This is a genomic window from Peribacillus sp. P4_B1 (genome assembly GCF_056402395.1).
In genome coordinates, this window is sequence record NZ_JBFUHM010000045.1 from 16,323 (window position 1) to 35,829 (window position 19,507).

Below are 19,507 nucleotides of genomic sequence, written 5' to 3' on the forward strand. Positions count from 1 at the left end.
AGGTATTTTGAATGAAACGTATCATTCATCCTTCGCTTCATCCATTATACTATATTTAAATGCGGGGTTTTAACCACTTTTCAAACAAAGTCCTTGAACCGTTCATCCAAAAACTTCTGCTCATTTTTAAACCCATGGAATATGGAGATGCATATAAAAAAATGCCGCTCAAATGAGCGGCATTTCCAATTCAATTAAATTTTATTTGATTTTTCTCTTTTTTGGCTCGTGCTACGGTTTCCGTAACCATTCGATTTACGGTTCGTGCTTGGGCGTTTACTTGATCCGCTACCGTAATCTTTTCTGCCTGAAGAACTGCGGCCATTGCGTTGTCTGTTACTAGAAGAACTGCTTCCTCCACGATTGCGGCGCATTGGCGATGGAGACTCTTCCGTTAACTTGATTGGCGTTTGATCCGGTTCTTTTGTCATTGATTTAAGCATAGCTGCAACTAAATCCGCCGCACTATGTTTTTGTAATAACTCTTCCGCTTGACCAAGGTATAATGATAAATCATCATTCTCGATTGTAGTCAGAATTTTTTCCGTTACTGCTTTTTGTTGACCTTCCAACGCTTCAGTTAACGTAGGGGTCTTAAGTTTCTCCATACGTTTTTTCGTTGTATGTTCAACTGCATGCAGTTGACCTCTTTCCCGTGGTGTTACAAACGTAATTGCAATACCGTGTTTACCCGCACGTCCTGTACGTCCAATACGGTGAACGTAGCTTTCTGGATCTTGAGGGATATCAAAGTTGTATACGTGAGTTACGCCGGAAATATCAAGTCCACGTGCAGCCACATCAGTAGCAACAAGGACATCGATGCTTCCTTCTTTGAATTTTTTCAAAACGGACAGACGTTTCGCCTGGCTTAGGTCACCATGAATGCCTTCAGCCATATAACCGCGGATATTCAATGCAGAAGCCAATTCATCTACACGGCGTTTCGTACGTCCGAAGACGATAGCAAGATCCGGTGTTTGAATATCGAAAAGGCGTGCAAGTGTATCGAATTTTTCACTTTCTTTTAACTCCAAGTAATATTGTTCGATGCGATCCACTGTCATTTCTTTCGCTTTTACACGTACAAGAACTGGTTCTTGCATGAATCTTTCAGCAATTTTACGGATTGGATCAGGCATTGTAGCTGAGAAAAGCAATGTTTGCCTTTCGTCAGGAACCGTTGAAAGGATCAATTCGATATCCTCAATGAATCCCATGTTAAGCATTTCATCTGCTTCATCAAGAACTACAGTGTGAACTCCGCCTAATTTAATATTTTTACGTTTGATATGATCTAAAAGACGACCAGGTGTACCAACGATAATATGTGGTTTTTTCTTTAAAGCACGGATTTGGCGGTCGATATCTTGTCCACCATAAACCGCTAATACACGGGCGCGTTTTCCGTAACCAAGCTTGAAAAGTTCTTCGGAAACTTGGATGGCAAGCTCACGTGTAGGTGCAATAACAATCCCTTGCACATTTTCGTTATTAATATCGATGTTTTCCATCAATGGGATACCGAATGCAGCAGTTTTACCAGTTCCAGTTTGCGCTTGACCAATGATGTCTTTACCTTCAAGAGCTAGAGGTATCGTTTGGGATTGAATCGGGCTCGCTTCCTCAAATCCCATTTTTTCTATTGATTTCATAGACGTTCTATCTAATCCTAATTCGCTAAACAATGTCAATGTTTTCGTACTCCTTTTTATATCGTAAATTTACACGTGCATTCATGGATCATGCACAGATGTTTAGTTCAAATCCTCATCATCATGACGGATGTTCTACTTTATCTCTTATGAAAAAGTTTATCATTATCACCTAAAAGTATGTCTGCCTTTTAGTTCAAATGAACTCAATATGATTTTTTAAAAAGGAAATATACCAGTACGAACATTCACTGGCATTTTTAGTTTCGCGCACGTGTAAACTTATCATTAACATACGCTCATCTTTTTAAAAGTACATGTAACCAAAATTAAATTCAATATGGAAAATTAAAAGTAGCATAAACGGATGTTTCACCGTTTTATTCAGGTGAGGGCTGCTGCACCTATTATTCATCAGACTTAAAAAGACTGTATGAACAAAACTTGACGAGAGCCAAGATTCTTATACAAAACAGGCCCGGTGCGTTGAGGATTTGCAGAAGTGGAAAAGCGCTAAAATGCGGCTTGATTCCCTAATAGCTACTAAAGCCGCCAAGAAATGCAGCTTTTATATATGACCAGACGCGCGGCCTATTTAATCTAAAATAATCTCAAGAATGAACTCATGAAACATGTAAGAACATACAATTTTGTTGCCTCAACCTGATTAATTTAAATAATCATCAATGATAAGACATTTAAACTCATACTTCATATTACCATTTTCAAACTGTTATTGCAATAAAGGATATCTCCCCATTTATGGTTACTAAAAACTTTAGATCGTTTCAAAAAATAGGGGAATTTGATTTTCCCACATGGAAATGTGCATCTGAAATACGTTTGAGTAAGAATTTAGCATGTTCATTCAATGTGCCTTTTTATCGGTTGAAATGTGTGTCACATTGGTTTTTATTTTCCCTTTAGAGAATCACACGGATTGATTCACCACCAACAGGATTACCGTAGTTACTATATCCAAGTATGAGTAAATGGATTCTTTATTTAATATTTGAGCAATCAATAAATGATTTTTCCAAAACGAACATCTGTTTATATACATGATATGTGTTTAATTCAAATAGTTTCAACAAATTTTATTCAGGAAGGATTAGTCCGAATCAAAAGGCCACCTTACACGGTTACTCCTTTAGAAAAAGAAAGGACTTACTACCAATCCCCTATACATTACCAGGTATATAATACCATTATATTTCGAAATTTCTATTAATTATTTAAAAAATGGTAGTAAATAAGTCTGAATACAGTATGATTGACCTATAAATAAAACAATGGGGGGTTATATGAATATTTACACTATAGATGTTCCTTTATGTAAGGACTTTAGTCTGATGTTAAAGAAAATGAACAAGCAAGTCACCTTTTTGGAGGATCCACTCAATCAAAGTCTTCTATTCCTGGAATCAACGGACTTAATGAAATCATTATTTATTTTACCTTTATACATATCAAAAGATTCTTGGCAGCAAACCTCGTTGTTCGCCTTAGCTGAAACTTATGAAATCCCTATCTTATTTATTTACAAACGTGCTTTAGGTATGGAGACCCCTCTGGCGTTACCAGAAAGGACCTTTTATGAAACCATGGCTGTCCCTGCCGATTCAGTAGAAGTCAGGATTAAATTAAAGTCACTCCAAAACATCAGCATGCAACTGTTTTCAGCGAAATTGAAGGGGCAGGAGCTAGAAAAGATCAACCAGAAATCAGCAATGAGCCTGCGAATTGCAAAGGGCTTTCAACTTTCAGGTTTACCTTTGTCTATCAATAAAGAAGATATAGAGGTCAAAGGGCTTTCCCAGCCTTCTAGTGAACTGTCAGGGGATCTATTTTACTGGACGGAGGTTGGCGACAGGACATACGTCTTCATAATGATCGACTTATGCGGAAAGGGCATTCATACGGCACTCATAAACATGTCCATACGCACTTTGATACCTGAGCTTATCAAACGCGTAAAAGACCCCATCTTCATAACGGAGGAACTGAATAAACATATGCGGCATCTATTTCAAGGAGTTAAAAGGGAATATAAAAACCATACTTGTTTTACAGCCTTCATTGCATACGTGGATACAAAGGAGCGACGCATCGAATATGTGAACTTTGGACTTCCTTCAGCCTTTTTGTATTCCCCATGCACCAATCAATTCCTCAATTTGAATGAAGGGACTATACCCATAGGACTAAGTCCTCAAATGCCCATAAAAAAAATAGTATTTCATTATGAACCAGGAAGCCGTTTCTTCATCTATACAGATGGACTTTCTAAAATTCCCGCACCATCCGCAATCGACCGATCAGGCAATGTCGAGAGTGAATTCATCGAAAATATCCATCTTGATACACATGACCTTCTTCAGGAGTTACTTGTTTCAAGGATGAGGCATTCAGTGATTGACGATGATATCTGCATTATTGCCGGGACACTTTATTAAGTACGATAAAAAAGGCCGATTCAAAAGAAACGGCCTTTTCTATTCTTTTTTATTTTTGTAAGGCTTGAACGACTTCCTCAAGCTTCATACCCCTAGAAGCTTTAACGAGAATGATGTCATTTACCTGTGTAGACGACTTAAGTTCCTCTATAAGTTTCTGCTTATCTTGAAAAGGACGGACATTCTCTGATGAAAAAGCCTTGCCCGCTCCCTTCGCAATAAACTCTGCTAAAGGACCATACGTGAAGATCTTATCGATCCGCTCATTAGAAATCAATTCACCAATTTTCAGATGAAAGTCTTTTTCCTGTGGCCCTAACTCCAACATGTCTCCCAGTACAAGGATCTTTTTCTCGAAACCAGATAATCCCTCAATCAACTCTACAGCTGCCTTTACTGAAGTTGGACTGGCATTATACGCATCATTGATGATTTTCTGCCCTTTTGCCCCCTGGACCAATTCCATCCTCATATTAGTTAACTGAATGGTAGACAGACCTTTATGGATCGCTGCAACATCTACATGGAATTCCTTAGCAACCAAAATGGCTGCCAATGCATTAAGAACATTATGATGACCTAAAACCGGTATCTCATAATTGATATCCTTTTCATCACATGCAACGGTAAACGTTGTACTGTCTGCCCCTTGGTTAATGGTCTGTGGAAACAAATCATTTTGTTCCGTACGTCCAAAAGAAATTACGTTTAAATCCGGAAAATCTTTTTTGATCCGATTGCGAAGCAATGGCTCATCACCATGATATATCAGCGTTCCATCTTTCGCCAAACCTTCGACAATTTCCAACTTCGCATTCGCAATTTCCTCGCGTGATCCTAAATCCAATAAGTGTGATTCACCGATATTGGTAATGATCGCTACATCAGGCTTTGCCATTTTGGATAAAAACTCAATTTCGCCACGGCTGCTCATTCCCATTTCCAAAACTGCCGCTTCAGTATCCTCTTCCATCGAAAGCACCGTTAGTGGTAAACCTAGATGATTATTGAAGTTTCCATTGGTTTTATGAACCTTATAGGTAGTTGCCAGCAGCGCAGCCGTCATATCTTTCGTAGTCGTTTTACCGTTGCTGCCTGTAATCCCGACCACTTTTATATTCAACTGCTGTCGGTAAGCACGCGCTAATTGCTGAAGTGCTTTTTCGGTATTTTCAACAATGATTAACGGTAAATCATTGGGAGGATTCGGAACATCCCTTTGCCACAAAGAAGCCGCCGCTCCTTGTGCTAAAGCTTGCTTGACATATTGATGACCGTCAACCTGCCCACCCTTAAGCGGAATGAATAAACACCCTTCCTTAACCGTTCTTGAATCGATGGTAACCCCATTTATTCCTTTGGACTGGAATGAAGTGATATCATTCAATCCATCTGCCATTTCATGTACTTGTTTCAACGTTCTCTTTATCATTTCGTTCCTCCTACATTCATCGAACCGTTAATCGCTCTCTCCCTCTTCTTCCATTAACCAAACGAAGCAGAAACCAGTGTAAATCGAACCGGCTCCTGCTGATTATAATCCATCAGATCAATTTTTGAAGAATTGTGAAGTTCACTGATACATTACCTGCATGATCAAACTGTATATTTGATTTGTTGTTTTTCTTGATGACGTTCCAAGGCAAGTTTCACGAGTTTTTCAATTAACGCTGGATAGTCGACACCTGTGTGCTTCCACAATAATGGAAACATACTGAAAGGAGTGAACCCGGGCATTGTATTCACTTCATTAATATAGATTTGGCCCTCTTCCGTTAAGAAGAAATCAGCTCGAACCAATCCAGAGCAATCCAATGACTTAAAGGCCGTAATGGCCATTTCAGATAAAGCTGCGTACTCGCTTTCCTTTATCTCCGCTGGGATGACCATCGCTGAATTACCGTCAACATATTTTGCTGAATAATCATAGAAGGAGAAATCTTTCTTAGGGATGATTTCTCCTGCCACTGAACATGATGGGTCATCATTGCCAAGAATGCCAAACTCAAGTTCACGGGCTACGACCCCTTCTTCAATGATGATCTTCCGATCGAATTGAAAAGCTTCCGCAACCGCTTTTTTCAATTCATCAGCATCATTACATTTGCTGATACCGACACTCGAGCCTAAATTAGCTGGTTTGACAAAACAAGGGTACCCCAATTCATCAGCTACCTTTTCAATGGCACTTTCAGTATTTTTTTCCCATTCAGAACGAATGAACCAAGTGTATTTAACTTGAGGAAGCCCCGCCTGGGCAAAGATGTTTTTCATGATAACCTTATCCATTCCAGCTGATGAAGCTAAAACGCCATTGCCTACATAAGGGAGATTCAATAGTTCCAGCATCCCTTGTACTGTCCCGTCTTCTCCATTTGGTCCGTGAAGCAATGGGAAAATTACGTCATACCCTGTTGATTCACTATTTTCATCAGTTGAATGTGCCTGCAAGGCAAGAGGCGAGTTCAATTTGTCCGACGAAAAAGTCAAAGCCTCCACACTCTCGGCAGGCCCTGTTAACATCGGTCCATTAATCCATGAACCCTCTTTTGTTATGTAAATCGGATATATATCAAACTTTGCTAAATCGAGAGCCTTAATCACCGCTAAAGCCGTCTGCATAGAAACCTCATGCTCCGCAGATTTTCCACCATAAAGCAAACCAAGTTTAGTTTTCATGAGTTATTACCCTCCAATATTCTTTTAACCATGTTCATTGTATCATTTTACACTAAAACGGGAAAAGCGAAACTTCCATCATTGGTTCTTTTCCAATGATGGTTAGTTAAGCCATTCGGGCATTTACAGGCTGTTTTTTACACATATTTTTAAATTGCACTTTCATTTGATACCCTTCGACCGTCATTTCCATCGATACCTTACAGCCTGTTAATGCGGGGAAAAGCGAAACTTCCATCATTGGTTCTTTTCCAATTATTGCCACCATCGGAACACAGGCTAGATTCGCCACGTCCTGTGGCAACACCTGTGCTTGCATATCCTATGCGTCGCATTCAGGCATTTACAGGCTGTTAGCTCTCCACATTTCTTTTTTATTACATTTTCCACCGTTTGCCTTGCAGCCTGTTCACGCGGGGTAAAGCGAAACATCCATCATTGGTGCTTTTCCAATAAGGAATATAGGCCAAAGCCACAACTCCCTGTCTCCTGTGCGGTGTCCTCCCTTATCTTTTATGCAATAGATAGTAAGTCTTACACCTAAAAAAAAATCAAAGATATCAAATAATCCAACCCACGCATCCGGAAATTGGGATCAGAATAATGATTCATTTTTTATAACACTTTCCCATACTTTTTCTTTTCGATTAAAGGTGATAAAAACATCCGGCTCCTTAATATTTCTATCCGAAAAGTCATCATGCATCTCATCCATGTTTAAATAATCCCCTACCACCCATGCCGGTATCTCAATCTTCGTTCTTGAGTACTTGACATGCCGAAAGGAAAAAATGAGCCCCTCTGCCATAATATGAGCCAAAGAAGAAATGATTTCTGCAGGAATGGCCGTCAGCTCTCTTTTCTTTCTGATTCCAAGCCACGTCCTCTCCACTTTTAACGGCTCCAGCTTTAGCGGAATCAGGCTCCCTAACATCATATAATATGTAGAAAGTGAACGAAAATAAATTTTGTTGAACCAGCCATCATCCTGGGCAAGGTACACAAACTGATTATTCAATTTACGGAAAAATGGAGGATCAAGGTGGGTTTTTGCATGCCCTAAATATAAAAGTTCAGCTAATTCCCTTCCATCCAATTCATCCAGCCCTTCCTCTTCTTCAAAATCAATCCAACAGAAATCTCCATATGCCCGGACATTTTCTTTAACGAGCTTTGCAATATCCTCAGATGAAGCGCTATCGAGCTGGACATTCAAATTGTATTCCCCACCATCGAATTGATGTTTCAATAATAAGATGGAATCCAAGGTATATGGCAGCGAATAGACAAATTCGCGAAAATTGAGTCCATTAAAAAGGACAAACCGTTCGGAAGCCTGCATATGCATATATAAGATATCATTGTTATCATTCTTCATAACCTGGTCCCCTCCGAGCTCTCAATCAATAATGTTATTTTATCAAACTTTTGGGTTTTCAAGTAAGTTATATAACCCAGAATATTATTCATCATCTGCATCGTATAAATAATGTGAATACCTGAACTCTATAATCACCTAAGGTTTAGGAACGAACTCGATAATTTTAAATATCCATAATAGTGAAAAATAAAGAGTTGGAGGAATTGACGACGGGTAAAATTGAATAAGGTTTTATCATTAATTCTTTTCATGTGGAAGTTTCCCTTTAAAAAACTTTTCGTTTGCACCTTCTGGCACGTCAAATATAAAGGATACGCTTTTCAAACACAAAAAATCCAGAGTGACATATCACTCTGGATTTTTTGTATTAAGAAACTTGTTCTAATTCTTTATCGGAAGGAGGGTTGAATTGACCTTCCCATTTAGAGATGACGATTGCTGCAAGTGAATTACCGATAACGTTTACTACTGTACGTCCCATATCAAGAATACGGTCGATACCGGCAATAAATGCTAAACCTTCAATAGGAATACCAACTGTTCCTAATGTCGCTAAAAGAACTACGAAGGATACACCTGGTACACCCGCAATACCCTTAGACGTGATCATTAACACTAGCATTAGCGTAATTTGCTCATAAGCACTTAAATCGATTCCGTACATTTGAGCGATGAAGATAGCTGCCAACGCTTGGTATAATGTTGAACCATCAAGGTTAAAAGAGTATCCAGTCGGAATAACAAATGTAGCTATATGTTTCGGACATCCCGCTTTTTCCATTTTTTCCATAAGTTTCGGAAGAACCGCTTCTGAACTTGCTGTAGAGAACGCAAGTATCAATTCTTCTTTTAGAAGTTTAATCAATGTAAAGATATTGAATCCTACAAATTTTGCAATAAGACCCAGAACGACAATTACAAAGAAAATCATTGTTCCGTATACAGAAAGCGCTAACTTACCTAACGGAATTAAAGATTCCAAACCGAACTTGGAGATGGTCACACCGATTAGTGCAAATACCCCAATAGGAGCAAATTTCATGACCATATTAGTTAGGTAGAACATTCCTTCTGCTGTACCTTGGAAGAAACGGAATACTGGTTTACCTTTTTCACCGATCGCGGCAATACTTAGTCCAAACAATACGGAGAAGAAAATAATCGCTAACATATCGCCTTGTACCATAGCTTGTACTGGATTGGATGGTACAATGTGAACAAGTGTATCTACAAATGATTCATGCTGCTTAGTTTCTGCTGTATCAACATAAGTGGAGATGTCAGTTTTTTCCAGATGATTCATATTTACGCCAGCACCAGGCTGGATGATATTAGCGGAAATTAAACCAACAGCAATCGCAATCATAGTTACCGCCACAAAGTATGAAAGTGATTTAGCTCCTAGTTTACCTACTGCTTTTAAATCACCTACACCCGCAACTGCAACGATAAGACTTGATACAATGATTGGCACAACAATCATTTTAATCATTCGTAGGAAAATGTCTCCGAATGGCTGTAAAAAGTTTTGGGCCGTCTCATTACCATAAAAAATGGCACCAACGATAATCCCTAGAATTAAACCAATGAAAATTTGGCTAGCTAAACTTAACTTGAATTTCTTCATATACTTTCCTCACCTTCCATAAAGTCTTTGATGCAAAAACGTTTTGTCTCGGTAAGGGAAACAAGATACTAATAGAAAGAAAGTAATTTTTCTTTTTTTGAAAAACTCTGTCTTTACGCCGAAAAAAAAGACACTTCATGTGTCGATTTCATATTGGCGTGAATATTCACACATGTTCCCTTAAAGACGCTGACGAGGTTAGCTGTCGGGTTAGGAATTGGAAACACAATTTGCCCTTTCATTTCTGAATTCACCCCTAGTGGAATAAAATCCACAAAAATGGTTCCCCCGTTCTTGGAATAAGATTAAGCGAGTTAACTTATAATAAAATATTATACTAAAAAGGTTAATCTGTAAATGTTTATTCTCATCCATTTTAGAAAAAGTCTTTAAATATATCTGAATATTCTGCATTTTAGATGATTTCACCAAGTATTACACTTCCCGATTTTTAGTCATTTAAGCTATATGGATATATAAATAATAACTAATTTGACATCCCCTTTCTTTATGAAAGAAGCAGTTATTTTTCCAAAATGCCAAGTAACAGATACCTTACTTTTTCCCTAGAGGTGAATTTTTTATAAGTTGCAATTTTCACTTTTTCAAATTGAATTGGGGTAATAAAATAAGAATGGTTCTTCGCTACCCTATTCGGTTCTAGCAGGATGACATCACCTACTGACGGTCCCTTTATTAGTTCCTGCTTACCTTCTGCTTTAAGCCCTTTTGAAATGTAGTGTTTATCCACATAGCCTTTTTTAGTCAATTTGTAGACATGCGGCCTTTTTTGGTAATGCACTGCCTCTATGGGAATGGCCGGTACACCAGCTTTCTCATTGGTTATTACAGCAAGGTTGACTTTGGATCCCACCAACAAAGATTCAGTTTCTTCACCCTCCGGTTCGATTAAAGCCTGAAATGGAAATCTGTTATCCTTTTTTAGTGACGGCTCTTCTGCTGGATAGGAATGGATACGGCCTATCGTTCCTTTCAATGACTTTTTTAAATCAGAGGAACTTGCTTTTATAGTCATGCCCACTTTAGCTTTTTTCATCTCCTCTTCGGAGAAATTACCTTCAATTGCCATATTTGTCGAAACGATGGATATAATCGGGTTTTTCAGGTTTTTATTGATATTTTTAACTACACCATCAGCTTCACTCGTCGTTACAATCGCGCTAGCCTGCTCCTCAATTGAACTTAATTTAGCATCAAGCATTTTCACTTTTTCATTCAAACTGTTTTTTTCGAGTTCTTGCTTGTACATTTCTTGCTCAATGTTGCTTTTAATAAGATCTGAAGAGCTTGTTGTTATATTAATATCCAAGTTATTTTTCACCGATTCATCAATGACCGCTTTATCAGGATTACGGGTCAGGACCCCTTGAGAAGCCCTTAACTTCCTAATATATTCGTCAATCCCTACAATTTCTCCCTCAGCAGCAGTTTTCTCCGCTTCCAAATTCGCTTTAAGTGCATCAAGTTCGGTTGTCGTATACTCAAACAACGAGGAGCCAGCCGCTACAGCATCCCCCTCTTTTACAAGGAATTTCTTAAAATCATTTTTCTTGGTTTCAAAATAGATATCGTACTCTTCTACAGGTTTAATTACCCCATTTGTTTGAATAGTATCCGTAATTGTATCTTTTTTTACCATTGACCAGTTTTCCACGAAAACAGTTCGTTCCGCTTTGCTTCCTTTTTTTTCAATAAGGTATGTGTTGACGGTTATTAACACAATCGACGCAATGGAGACCGCTGTTATTTTCCATTTTCCACTCATTCTTTTCACCCGCCTTATACAAATACGCCCACTTGGATGTATGCTAAAAAGGCTTTAACAAACCACGTGGCCAGATAGAATAGAACAATCATTACAAGGACCAAATAATTATTTCGTTGTGAAAACTCCTTTAAATAGAAATATTGCAGGGCAATAATAAGAAATTGAAAAATGGTGATTTCGCTGAAAAAGTGAATAAAGTAATCACTTCTGAGAAAATACTGACCGATGACTCCCAATGAAAAAAGGTTGGAATCATTGCCTATATCCATTAATACGAATAGAGGAATCAGTAATGCTTTTTCCAATAATTGCAACCCAAAAATGATCATTTGAACGATAACTAATTTTATGTATGGGATATCGGTAACGATCCAAAAGAAAAGGGCTGCTAAAAATATGTAAATGGATGGGTAGATAAGGCTTGCTATTATATTGCCGCTCAATATCAAAAACTTTCCTGCTTCAAATTCATTAACACTCATCTTCGTGATTTCTTTAGAAAATGATTCAGAACCAATGCCAAAATAACCACCAATAGCAAATACTATAATACTAAGAAAATATAAAAATAGTAATTTCCATCCAAGCCGTGTGACTGCCTCTGCATTTTGCAGCTGATAACGACTTCGATGAGGCTCTAAAATGCCCTTTAACAATCTGACCTGGTACACCATATGTGTTCCTCCTGCAAAAAATGATATATCATCCTATATTTTATCTTATTTTGGAAACAAATGCAGAAATAAGGAATGAATGAAACAAAAAAAACACATACACTTATCCTTAATATTTAATCCTCCTCACCAATTTGGAGTTAATACCGATAAATGATGGCCAAGAACTTTAATTCGAGTAGGTGTTTGACTATAACTCTCTCCATCCATATCCACATCAAGTGGCCTATTGTTTTCAATAGTCATGCTACCGGCCTGCACATAAGTCACACCAGACTCCGAGCTCAGATTTTCAATCCATGAACGTTTCATCGCTATTATTTCTAAAAATGCACCAAAGCTTGCGTTTTCCAAGATGGCAACGCCAAAGATCCCATCGTCTGGACTAACCATGGGAAAGGGGAGTAAATTAGTACCGATAAAACATCCATTCAAGACCAAAATCATGATTGCTTCCCCTTCAATGAAATTCCCATCATACTCAAGTTTATAGGAAAAGGGTGCATTATCACCAATAGTCCTTACTGCACTTAATAAATATCCTATCTTTCCGAACCTGTTTTTTTCCTGCACATCAATATTGCTTGATGCCTCAGTAATAAGCCCGATTCCCCAAAAGTTGGAGAAATAGTCATCGTTGGCCTGACCGATGTCAATTGAACGAACTTTTCCATTTACTATTGCTTCCGCAGCCTGACGAACATTTTGAGGAATCTTTAATGTTCTTGAGAAGTCATTGCAAGTCCCTCCAGGTAATATCCCAAACAACGGCCGCTTCCCAAGGGGTGAAAGGCCATTTACACACTCATGTACGGTTCCATCTCCTCCTAATACGAAAACTACATCCATGTCTTCACCATATTCCGAGCAGAATCGACATGCATCCCCTTTTTCCTTCGTTTGTAGAATAAGGAACTCATCAATATAAGGAGCTATTACTGGGAGACATTCCTCAAGATTCCTCTCAAGTTTATTGTTCCCGGCCTTTTTATTATAAATCAGCATTCCCTTTTTCCATCTCATGATCCTTGCCCCCATTTTAATGAAAGAATTTTCCTACTACCTATACGTTTTCCTAAACACCACATTTTGAAACTAATTCATAATCAAATATATAAAAATTCATATGGCTTTGAGCTCTAAGATATCAACAAAAAAAGAGGCTATACGCCCCTTTCAGTAATGCCTTCATATATTCGTCAAATAATCCTTCATCGTTAAGATAAGCTTTGAACACAAAGGACTTCGTTTTTCATTTTTTTCCAAAAACAACAAAAGGCTTTCCAAGATAATGGGACTTGGCCTAACTTTTGAAAACTCTTCTTGAATTGCCTTTAAAGCTTCCCTATTTTTACTTGTTTCCACTTCCAACATCCTGCTGATGATCGAATGGATTTCCTCTTTCGGGCTCATATCCCGCAGTGAGCATTCTGGTAAAGGAAATTGTTTCAATAAAGGATCTTTCATGTTTTGCAGGCTTGCAATAATTGAATCCATACGATTCAACATGAAGCTAGGTAACAACTCCACATCGAAAGCATTTTTTTTCCTGATCAATATTCCGATATATCCTTTGAAAAGTGAATCTAATATTATTGTGCAATCCGGCAGAAGGTCGGCCGAAAGTCCAGGGTATATCTCAATGATTTTACGCTTGAACCAAATCAATCCCTCTTCATGGATATAATGTAAAAACCGATCAAGTTCTTCGCTGATATGGAGCATTTGTTCCTGCATCAGCATTTGAATTAAGTTTGTATTTCCCGTCATATGCTCCATGTGAACAGTGATTTGCCTTAAAAATTTGTCTTTACTAGACAATGAAGCGTCCAACTCAAGATCAAGTAAAGAGTCCGTCAACGCTTCATAATAATATTTAAAAATGGAGACGAGTAACTCTTCCTTCGATTTAAAATAATTATAAAAAGACCCCTTTGCTATCCCACATTTTTCAGCAATTTCCTGAACGGAGGTGGCATGATACCCTTTCTCCGCGAAAAGTTCTACAGATTTATCTATAATCATTTTATGTTTTTGATTCATCAAATTCATCCTATCTCTTAAAATTCGGTCCGAATATGACCAATCAGTCATTTCTTTCAAATTGTATTCCAATACCCTTGGAATCACAACGATAAAACTAACATATATTATCTGTTGCAATCATAATCCCTATGCTATATATTTGAGTTTATGACCGACTAGTCACAATTTAAAGTATGGAGGGTACAAGTTGAATTCAATAATTAAATTTTCCTTGAAGAATAAATTGGCAATCTGGTTGCTTACGATCATCATCGTTGCAGCGGGTTTATACTCCGGGTTAAACATGAAGCAAGAAACCATTCCAAACATCTCGACCCCATTAATAAGTATCTCCACTGTATATCCAGGAGCTGCACCTGAAGAAGTAGCAGATAAACTCACAAACCAGATTGAACAGAAAGTCACAAATTTACCAGGAGTCGAATTAGTCAGTTCATCTTCCATGGCTAATGTTTCTTCCATCCAATTACAATATGATTATGATACGGATATGGACGACGCTGTAAAAGCAGTGAAAGAAGCATTAGAGAAAATAGAACTGCCTGAGGGAGTGGATAACCCAAGCGTATCTAAATTAGAATTAAACGCTTTTCCTGTCGTAGCACTCAGTGTAACAGATAAGGATTCGGATTTACCAGCCCTTACAAAAAATGTCGAAGAGGTGTTAGTACCTAAACTTGAAGGAATCGATGGCGTAACTTCCGTATCAATTTCCGGACAACAAGTAAATGAAGGGAGCCTTGTATTCGATCAAGAAAAGATGGCTCAATATGGGCTCGATGAAGAGACCGTAAAGAAGGTTATCCAGGCCGCAAACATCAACATGCCACTTGGCATATATAACTTTGATGATAAAGAAAAAACGATCGTTGTGGATGGAAACATTTCCACATTAAAAGACCTGAAAAATATAAAGATACCTTTAACGGGTGGTTCTAAAACTGGAACGCCAGCACAAACCATACCCGAAACCAATCAATTATCCCCTGAAATGGCATCGGGTACTGCCCAAGTACAAAATGTCAAATTATCAGATATTGCCGATGTTAAAGTCACCGGTAAGGCTGAGTCGGTTTCAAGAACAAACGGTAGCGAATCGATTGGAATCCAGGTTACAAGATCGCCTGATGCCGATACAGTTGCAATCGTAGACGAAGTAAATAAAGAAATATCGAATTTCAAAGAAGAATTTAAAGGCGTCAGTGTACATACTACGCTAGATCAAGCAAAACCGATTAAAGATTCAGTTGAAACCATGATTAGCAAGGCAATCTTCGGCTGTCTGTTTGCCGTCATCGTTATCATGCTTTTCCTTAGGAACTTTAAAACGACTCTAATTTCCGTCATTTCGATTCCATTATCTTTGTTAGCAGCCCTTTTGGTGCTCAAGCAAATGGATATTTCATTAAATGTTATGACACTGGGAGCCATGACAGTTGCAATTGGCCGTGTCGTCGATGACTCGATTGTCGTAATTGAAAATATTTACAGGAGAATGGCTTTAAAAGGCGAACAATTAAAAGGCGGCGACTTAATACGATCAGCCACTAAGGAAATGTTCATCCCTATCCTTTCATCAACAATCGTTACAGTAGCCGTTTATCTGCCTTTAGCAAGCGTTACAGGGGCTGTTGGGGAACTATTCATGCCATTCGCCTTAACAATGGTGTTTGCATTAGTCGCTTCATTAATAATCGCCATCACACTCGTTCCGGCCATGGCAGACTCTTTATTTAAAAAGGGACTATCTAAAAAGGAATTAAAATCACATGAAGAAAAACCCAGCAAACTATCTGCATTCTACCGAAAAGCACTTAATTGGTCATTAAACCATAAGTTAATAACTTTCGGTACAGCCATTGTATTATTAGTCGGGAGCCTATTCCTTATTCCAAGCATCGGTGTCAGCTTCATGCCTGCAGATGAGGAAAAAACGATTATCGTTACTTACACTCCAGCGCCTGGCGAATTAAAAGAGGATATTGAAAAGCAAACAGAAAAAGTAGAAAAATACTTCATCGATAAAGATGATGTGAAGACAGTTCAATATACACTAGGGGAAAACATGATGAGTGGCATGATGGGCGGCTCGGGTAACTCAGCTCTCTTCTATGTACTCTATGATGAAGACACCAAAAACTTCGGGGACAAAAAAGAAAAGGTCATAAAGGATTTAACTAGCCTTAATTCACCTGGAACATGGAAACAACAAGAGTTCACTTCAACATCAAGTAATGAAACTACCCTATATGTATACGGAAATACACAAAAAGAAATTGAACCTGTAATCGATGATATTAAAAATATCATGAAGAAAAATAAAGACTTAAAAGATGTTGATACCAGCCTTTCCGATGCTTATGAGCAATATACACTAGTAGCAGACCAGAAAAAGCTAAGTGATGTTGGACTAACAGCGGCACAAATTGGTATGTCCATTGCAAATACGAACAAAGAAGATGCTTTAACTACTATTAAAAAAGATGGAGAAGAAGTCAAAGTATATGTCGAGACAGAAGAAACGACATTTAAAGATAAAAAAGATCTTGAGAACAAGAAAATTTCTTCTCCAATGGGAATGGAAATCCCATTAAAAGAGCTTGTGAAAATCGAAAAAGGAAAAGCGTCCGATACAATTAGCCGTCGCGATGGAAAAATTTATGCCGACGTGTCTGCAACTATCAAATCGGATGATGTAGCAGCAGTAACAGCTGAAGTACAAAAGGAAGTTAAAAAATTAGACCTTCCTGCAAGCGTTTCTGTAGACTATGGCGGAGTAACGAAAGATATCCAAGAATCCTTCACCCAACTTGGAATCGCCATGTTAGCAGCCATAGCTATCGTTTACTTTGTCCTAGTCGTTACTTTCCATGGTGGTTTAGCACCAATAGCCATTCTCTTCTCACTACCATTCACGGTAATCGGGGCATTGGCAGGGCTATTCGTTACAGGTGAGACGATCAGCGTTTCGGCAATGATGGGTGTCCTAATGCTTATTGGTATCGTCGTAACCAATGCCATTGTATTAGTGGACCGTGTTATCAAAAATGAAGAATCAGGTTTATCTACTCGGGAAGCTTTACTCGAAGCTGGTTCCACCCGTTTACGCCCAATCCTGATGACTGCCCTTGCAACAATAGGCGCCTTAATACCCCTGGCAATCGGTGCAGAAGGCAGTGGATTGATATCACAAGGTTTAGGAATTACCGTTATCGGCGGACTAGTGAGTTCTACATTATTAACACTGGTCATAGTACCGGTAGTTTATGAAGTTATAATGAAAATAGGTAAAAAGAAGAAAAAAACAGTTAAATAATAAAGAAAAGAAAGAGGGAATCCCTAACTATAGGGATTCCCTCTTTCTTTTCTGATGGCTCTTTTCGTAAAGATTGTTGTTTTAAAACCGAAACTATTTAAGGTTGATTGGAGCGGAAGTGCGAGACTCCTGCGGGAGCAGCAGGACAGGTGAGACCCCATAGGCGTTTACGCCGAGGAGGCTCACCGCCCGCCCCGCGGAAAGCGAGCATCTGGAGGGGAAATCAACCACAACTCACTACCTGGTAAATAGCAACAAAGTATGTGAAAACAGCCTTTCTGATTCAATAATAATACATTTGAATTTTTCTACTCGACCCTTCATTTTCATAATGTATTATAAAATACAATTACTATTTGTCCTATACAGCTTTCTGAGCCCTCTAGACAATGCCTTTATGACTTGATTCCTTCTTTTTTCACCAGATCCCGCCACTCGTAACATTAATGCCCTTTTCGTCGTCATTTCCAAGGAAATTCGTTTGTTTTTAAAACTGATTTTTATGCAAACAAAAAAAGGAAAGAACTCGCCTTCCTTTTTGATTTCTATAGATTAGTGTTTGGTGAAAGTCTGGTCTATCGCATTTTCCAAATCCAGCGATTTTTCTTTTAAATAACGCTTGGTCACATTTAAATCTTTATGACCGGCAAGCTTGGATATCGTTTGTATAGCTATTCCATTATCCACTAACCTTTGGCAAAAGGTATGGCGCAATTTATGTGGATGAACATTGTATTTTTTTAATATATATTGAACTGATCTCGGAGTGATCCTTTGATTATAACTTGAGATGAATAACGGATCTGCTTTTTCTTTTAAAGAATGAAGATAATTTTTTACATGTTGTATAGCCGATAGTGTCAGGGGAACGGTTCTATCAATTTCACCTTTTGCGTTCCTGACAAGTATATAATTTCGCTCTGTTTCCATGATGACGTCCTGATCATTTAAGTCACATAATTCAGAAACACGAATTCCTGTATGCAACAAAAGGTAGACGATGGCAATGTTCCTAAGGTTTCCTTCCGCTTCTATATCTCTTAACAGGATTTGCTGCTCTTTTATGCTTAAAGTTTCAGGCACTTCTAGCTTGTGCTCTTTAACCTTGCGTTCCACAGAAAGCATTACTTGTGGCTTGCCTAAAAATTTAAAGAATACATTTAGAGCAATATAGTGTTTTTCGATTGTCCCTGGACTTTTCTTGCAATTTTCTAAATAGTCAAGATAATCCTGAACATCTTCAGAATGAATCTCCATCAATATCTTTTGTGTCTGGTCACAAAACTGTGAAAGGACACCAGTATACGTTTTGATCGTATTAGCTGATTTGCCTTGGTCTCTCAACCATTCAGCAAACGAAAAAATCATTTCATCTTTAGCAGAGGTATCCATCGGCTATTCCCCCATGACAGTTTCAGAACTACGTTAAGTTTAACATATTTCCCTACAGAAACGAAGAATTCTGTCCATATGCCTTAAACAGATATACGATTATACAGATTGAAGCAGAAATTATTTGCTTACTTATCACTAGATGCATTTATAAGTATGTCCTAGCATATATACTTTCCTATACTGAATATACGTTCTATAATCTTTTGAGTCTCCTACCTTTTAACAGGTTTAAACATAAGAGACAGAAGAAATAACAACCGCAAAAAAGACCAGCCGGATGGCTGATCTTTTTAATTGGCTTGGCGGCGTCCTACTCTCACAGGGGGAAACCCCCAACTACCATCGGCGCTGAAGAGCTTAACTGCCGTGTTCGGAATGGGAACGGGTGTGACCTCTTCGCTATCGCCACCAAACATATCAGGAACGTTGTTCCTTCAAAACTAGATAATAAGAAGGTATTTCATTTTTTAAAAAGCGTTGGTTAAGTCC

Annotated in this window: 13 protein-coding genes, 1 rRNA gene and 1 riboswitch; of the genes, 2 read left to right on the forward strand and 12 right to left on the reverse strand. The window is 38.3% G+C overall.

From position 1 onward, the window contains the following. Positions 1-194: 194 nt before the first annotated feature. The gene (gene cshA / locus AC1DVK_RS20825) at positions 195-1,694 is read right to left on the reverse strand and encodes a degradosome RNA helicase CshA (protein WP_061461179.1); all 1,500 of its coding nucleotides are present in this window, start codon (positions 1,692-1,694) and stop codon (positions 195-197) included. A 1,265-nt stretch (positions 1,695-2,959) separates the two neighbouring features. Between cshA and AC1DVK_RS20830 the strand changes: the two genes are divergently transcribed. Beyond that, positions 2,960-4,111, forward strand: coding sequence for a PP2C family protein-serine/threonine phosphatase (locus AC1DVK_RS20830; RefSeq protein ID WP_089364915.1), 1,152 nt, complete (start codon positions 2,960-2,962; stop codon positions 4,109-4,111). Positions 4,112-4,160: 49 nt separating this feature from the next. Here AC1DVK_RS20830 and AC1DVK_RS20835 read toward each other — a convergent pair whose 3' ends face one another. The 9 genes from AC1DVK_RS20835 to AC1DVK_RS20875 all read right to left on the reverse strand — a co-directional run bounded on the left by AC1DVK_RS20835 (position 4,161) and on the right by AC1DVK_RS20875 (position 14,304). Then, positions 4,161-5,543 (reverse strand): UDP-N-acetylmuramoyl-tripeptide--D-alanyl-D-alanine ligase, encoded by a 1,383-nt coding sequence (locus AC1DVK_RS20835; RefSeq protein ID WP_089364970.1) that lies wholly within the window; start codon positions 5,541-5,543, stop codon positions 4,161-4,163. A gap of 164 nt (positions 5,544-5,707) precedes the next feature. Next, positions 5,708-6,790, reverse strand: a complete 1,083-nt coding sequence (locus AC1DVK_RS20840; RefSeq protein WP_410863563.1) for a D-alanine--D-alanine ligase — start codon at positions 6,788-6,790, stop codon at positions 5,708-5,710. A gap of 106 nt (positions 6,791-6,896) precedes the next feature. After that, entirely contained in the window at positions 6,897-7,109 is a 213-nt protein-coding gene (locus AC1DVK_RS20845) for a hypothetical protein (protein ID WP_477627291.1), read from the reverse strand. A 276-nt stretch (positions 7,110-7,385) separates the two neighbouring features. Next, positions 7,386-8,168, reverse strand: coding sequence for a hypothetical protein (locus tag AC1DVK_RS20850; protein WP_089364968.1), 783 nt, complete (start codon positions 8,166-8,168; stop codon positions 7,386-7,388). A 370-nt stretch (positions 8,169-8,538) separates the two neighbouring features. After that, positions 8,539-9,798, reverse strand: coding sequence for a cation:dicarboxylate symporter family transporter (locus AC1DVK_RS20855; protein WP_089364967.1), 1,260 nt, complete (start codon positions 9,796-9,798; stop codon positions 8,539-8,541). A gap of 172 nt (positions 9,799-9,970) precedes the next feature. Further along, positions 9,971-10,120, reverse strand: a riboswitch (cyclic di-AMP (ydaO/yuaA leader). Between the two features lie 201 nt (positions 10,121-10,321). Further along, the gene (locus AC1DVK_RS20860; RefSeq protein ID WP_477627292.1) at positions 10,322-11,584 is read right to left on the reverse strand and encodes an efflux RND transporter periplasmic adaptor subunit; all 1,263 of its coding nucleotides are present in this window, start codon (positions 11,582-11,584) and stop codon (positions 10,322-10,324) included. A gap of 14 nt (positions 11,585-11,598) precedes the next feature. Further along, complete coding sequence (locus tag AC1DVK_RS20865) at positions 11,599-12,261, reverse strand: hypothetical protein (protein WP_089364965.1); 663 nt, start codon at positions 12,259-12,261, stop codon at positions 11,599-11,601. 126 nt (positions 12,262-12,387) lie between these two features. Further along, the gene (locus AC1DVK_RS20870; protein WP_477627293.1) at positions 12,388-13,284 is read right to left on the reverse strand and encodes a diacylglycerol/lipid kinase family protein; all 897 of its coding nucleotides are present in this window, start codon (positions 13,282-13,284) and stop codon (positions 12,388-12,390) included. A gap of 165 nt (positions 13,285-13,449) precedes the next feature. Continuing rightward, positions 13,450-14,304, reverse strand: coding sequence for a TetR/AcrR family transcriptional regulator (locus AC1DVK_RS20875; protein ID WP_410863557.1), 855 nt, complete (start codon positions 14,302-14,304; stop codon positions 13,450-13,452). 190 nt (positions 14,305-14,494) lie between these two features. Between AC1DVK_RS20875 and AC1DVK_RS20880 the strand changes: the two genes are divergently transcribed. Next, positions 14,495-17,623: an efflux RND transporter permease subunit gene (locus AC1DVK_RS20880; RefSeq protein WP_410863556.1), complete on the forward strand. Its 3,129-nt coding sequence runs from the start codon at positions 14,495-14,497 to the stop codon at positions 17,621-17,623. 552 nt (positions 17,624-18,175) lie between these two features. Here AC1DVK_RS20880 and AC1DVK_RS20885 read toward each other — a convergent pair. Then, positions 18,176-19,015 carry a tyrosine-type recombinase/integrase gene (locus AC1DVK_RS20885; RefSeq protein WP_061461168.1) on the reverse strand — a complete coding sequence of 280 codons (840 nt, stop codon included), beginning with the start codon at positions 19,013-19,015 and terminating at the stop codon, positions 18,176-18,178. Positions 19,016-19,315: 300 nt separating this feature from the next. Further along, a 5S ribosomal RNA gene (gene rrf / locus AC1DVK_RS20890) occupies positions 19,316-19,431 on the reverse strand. Positions 19,432-19,507: the final 76 nt, after the last annotated feature.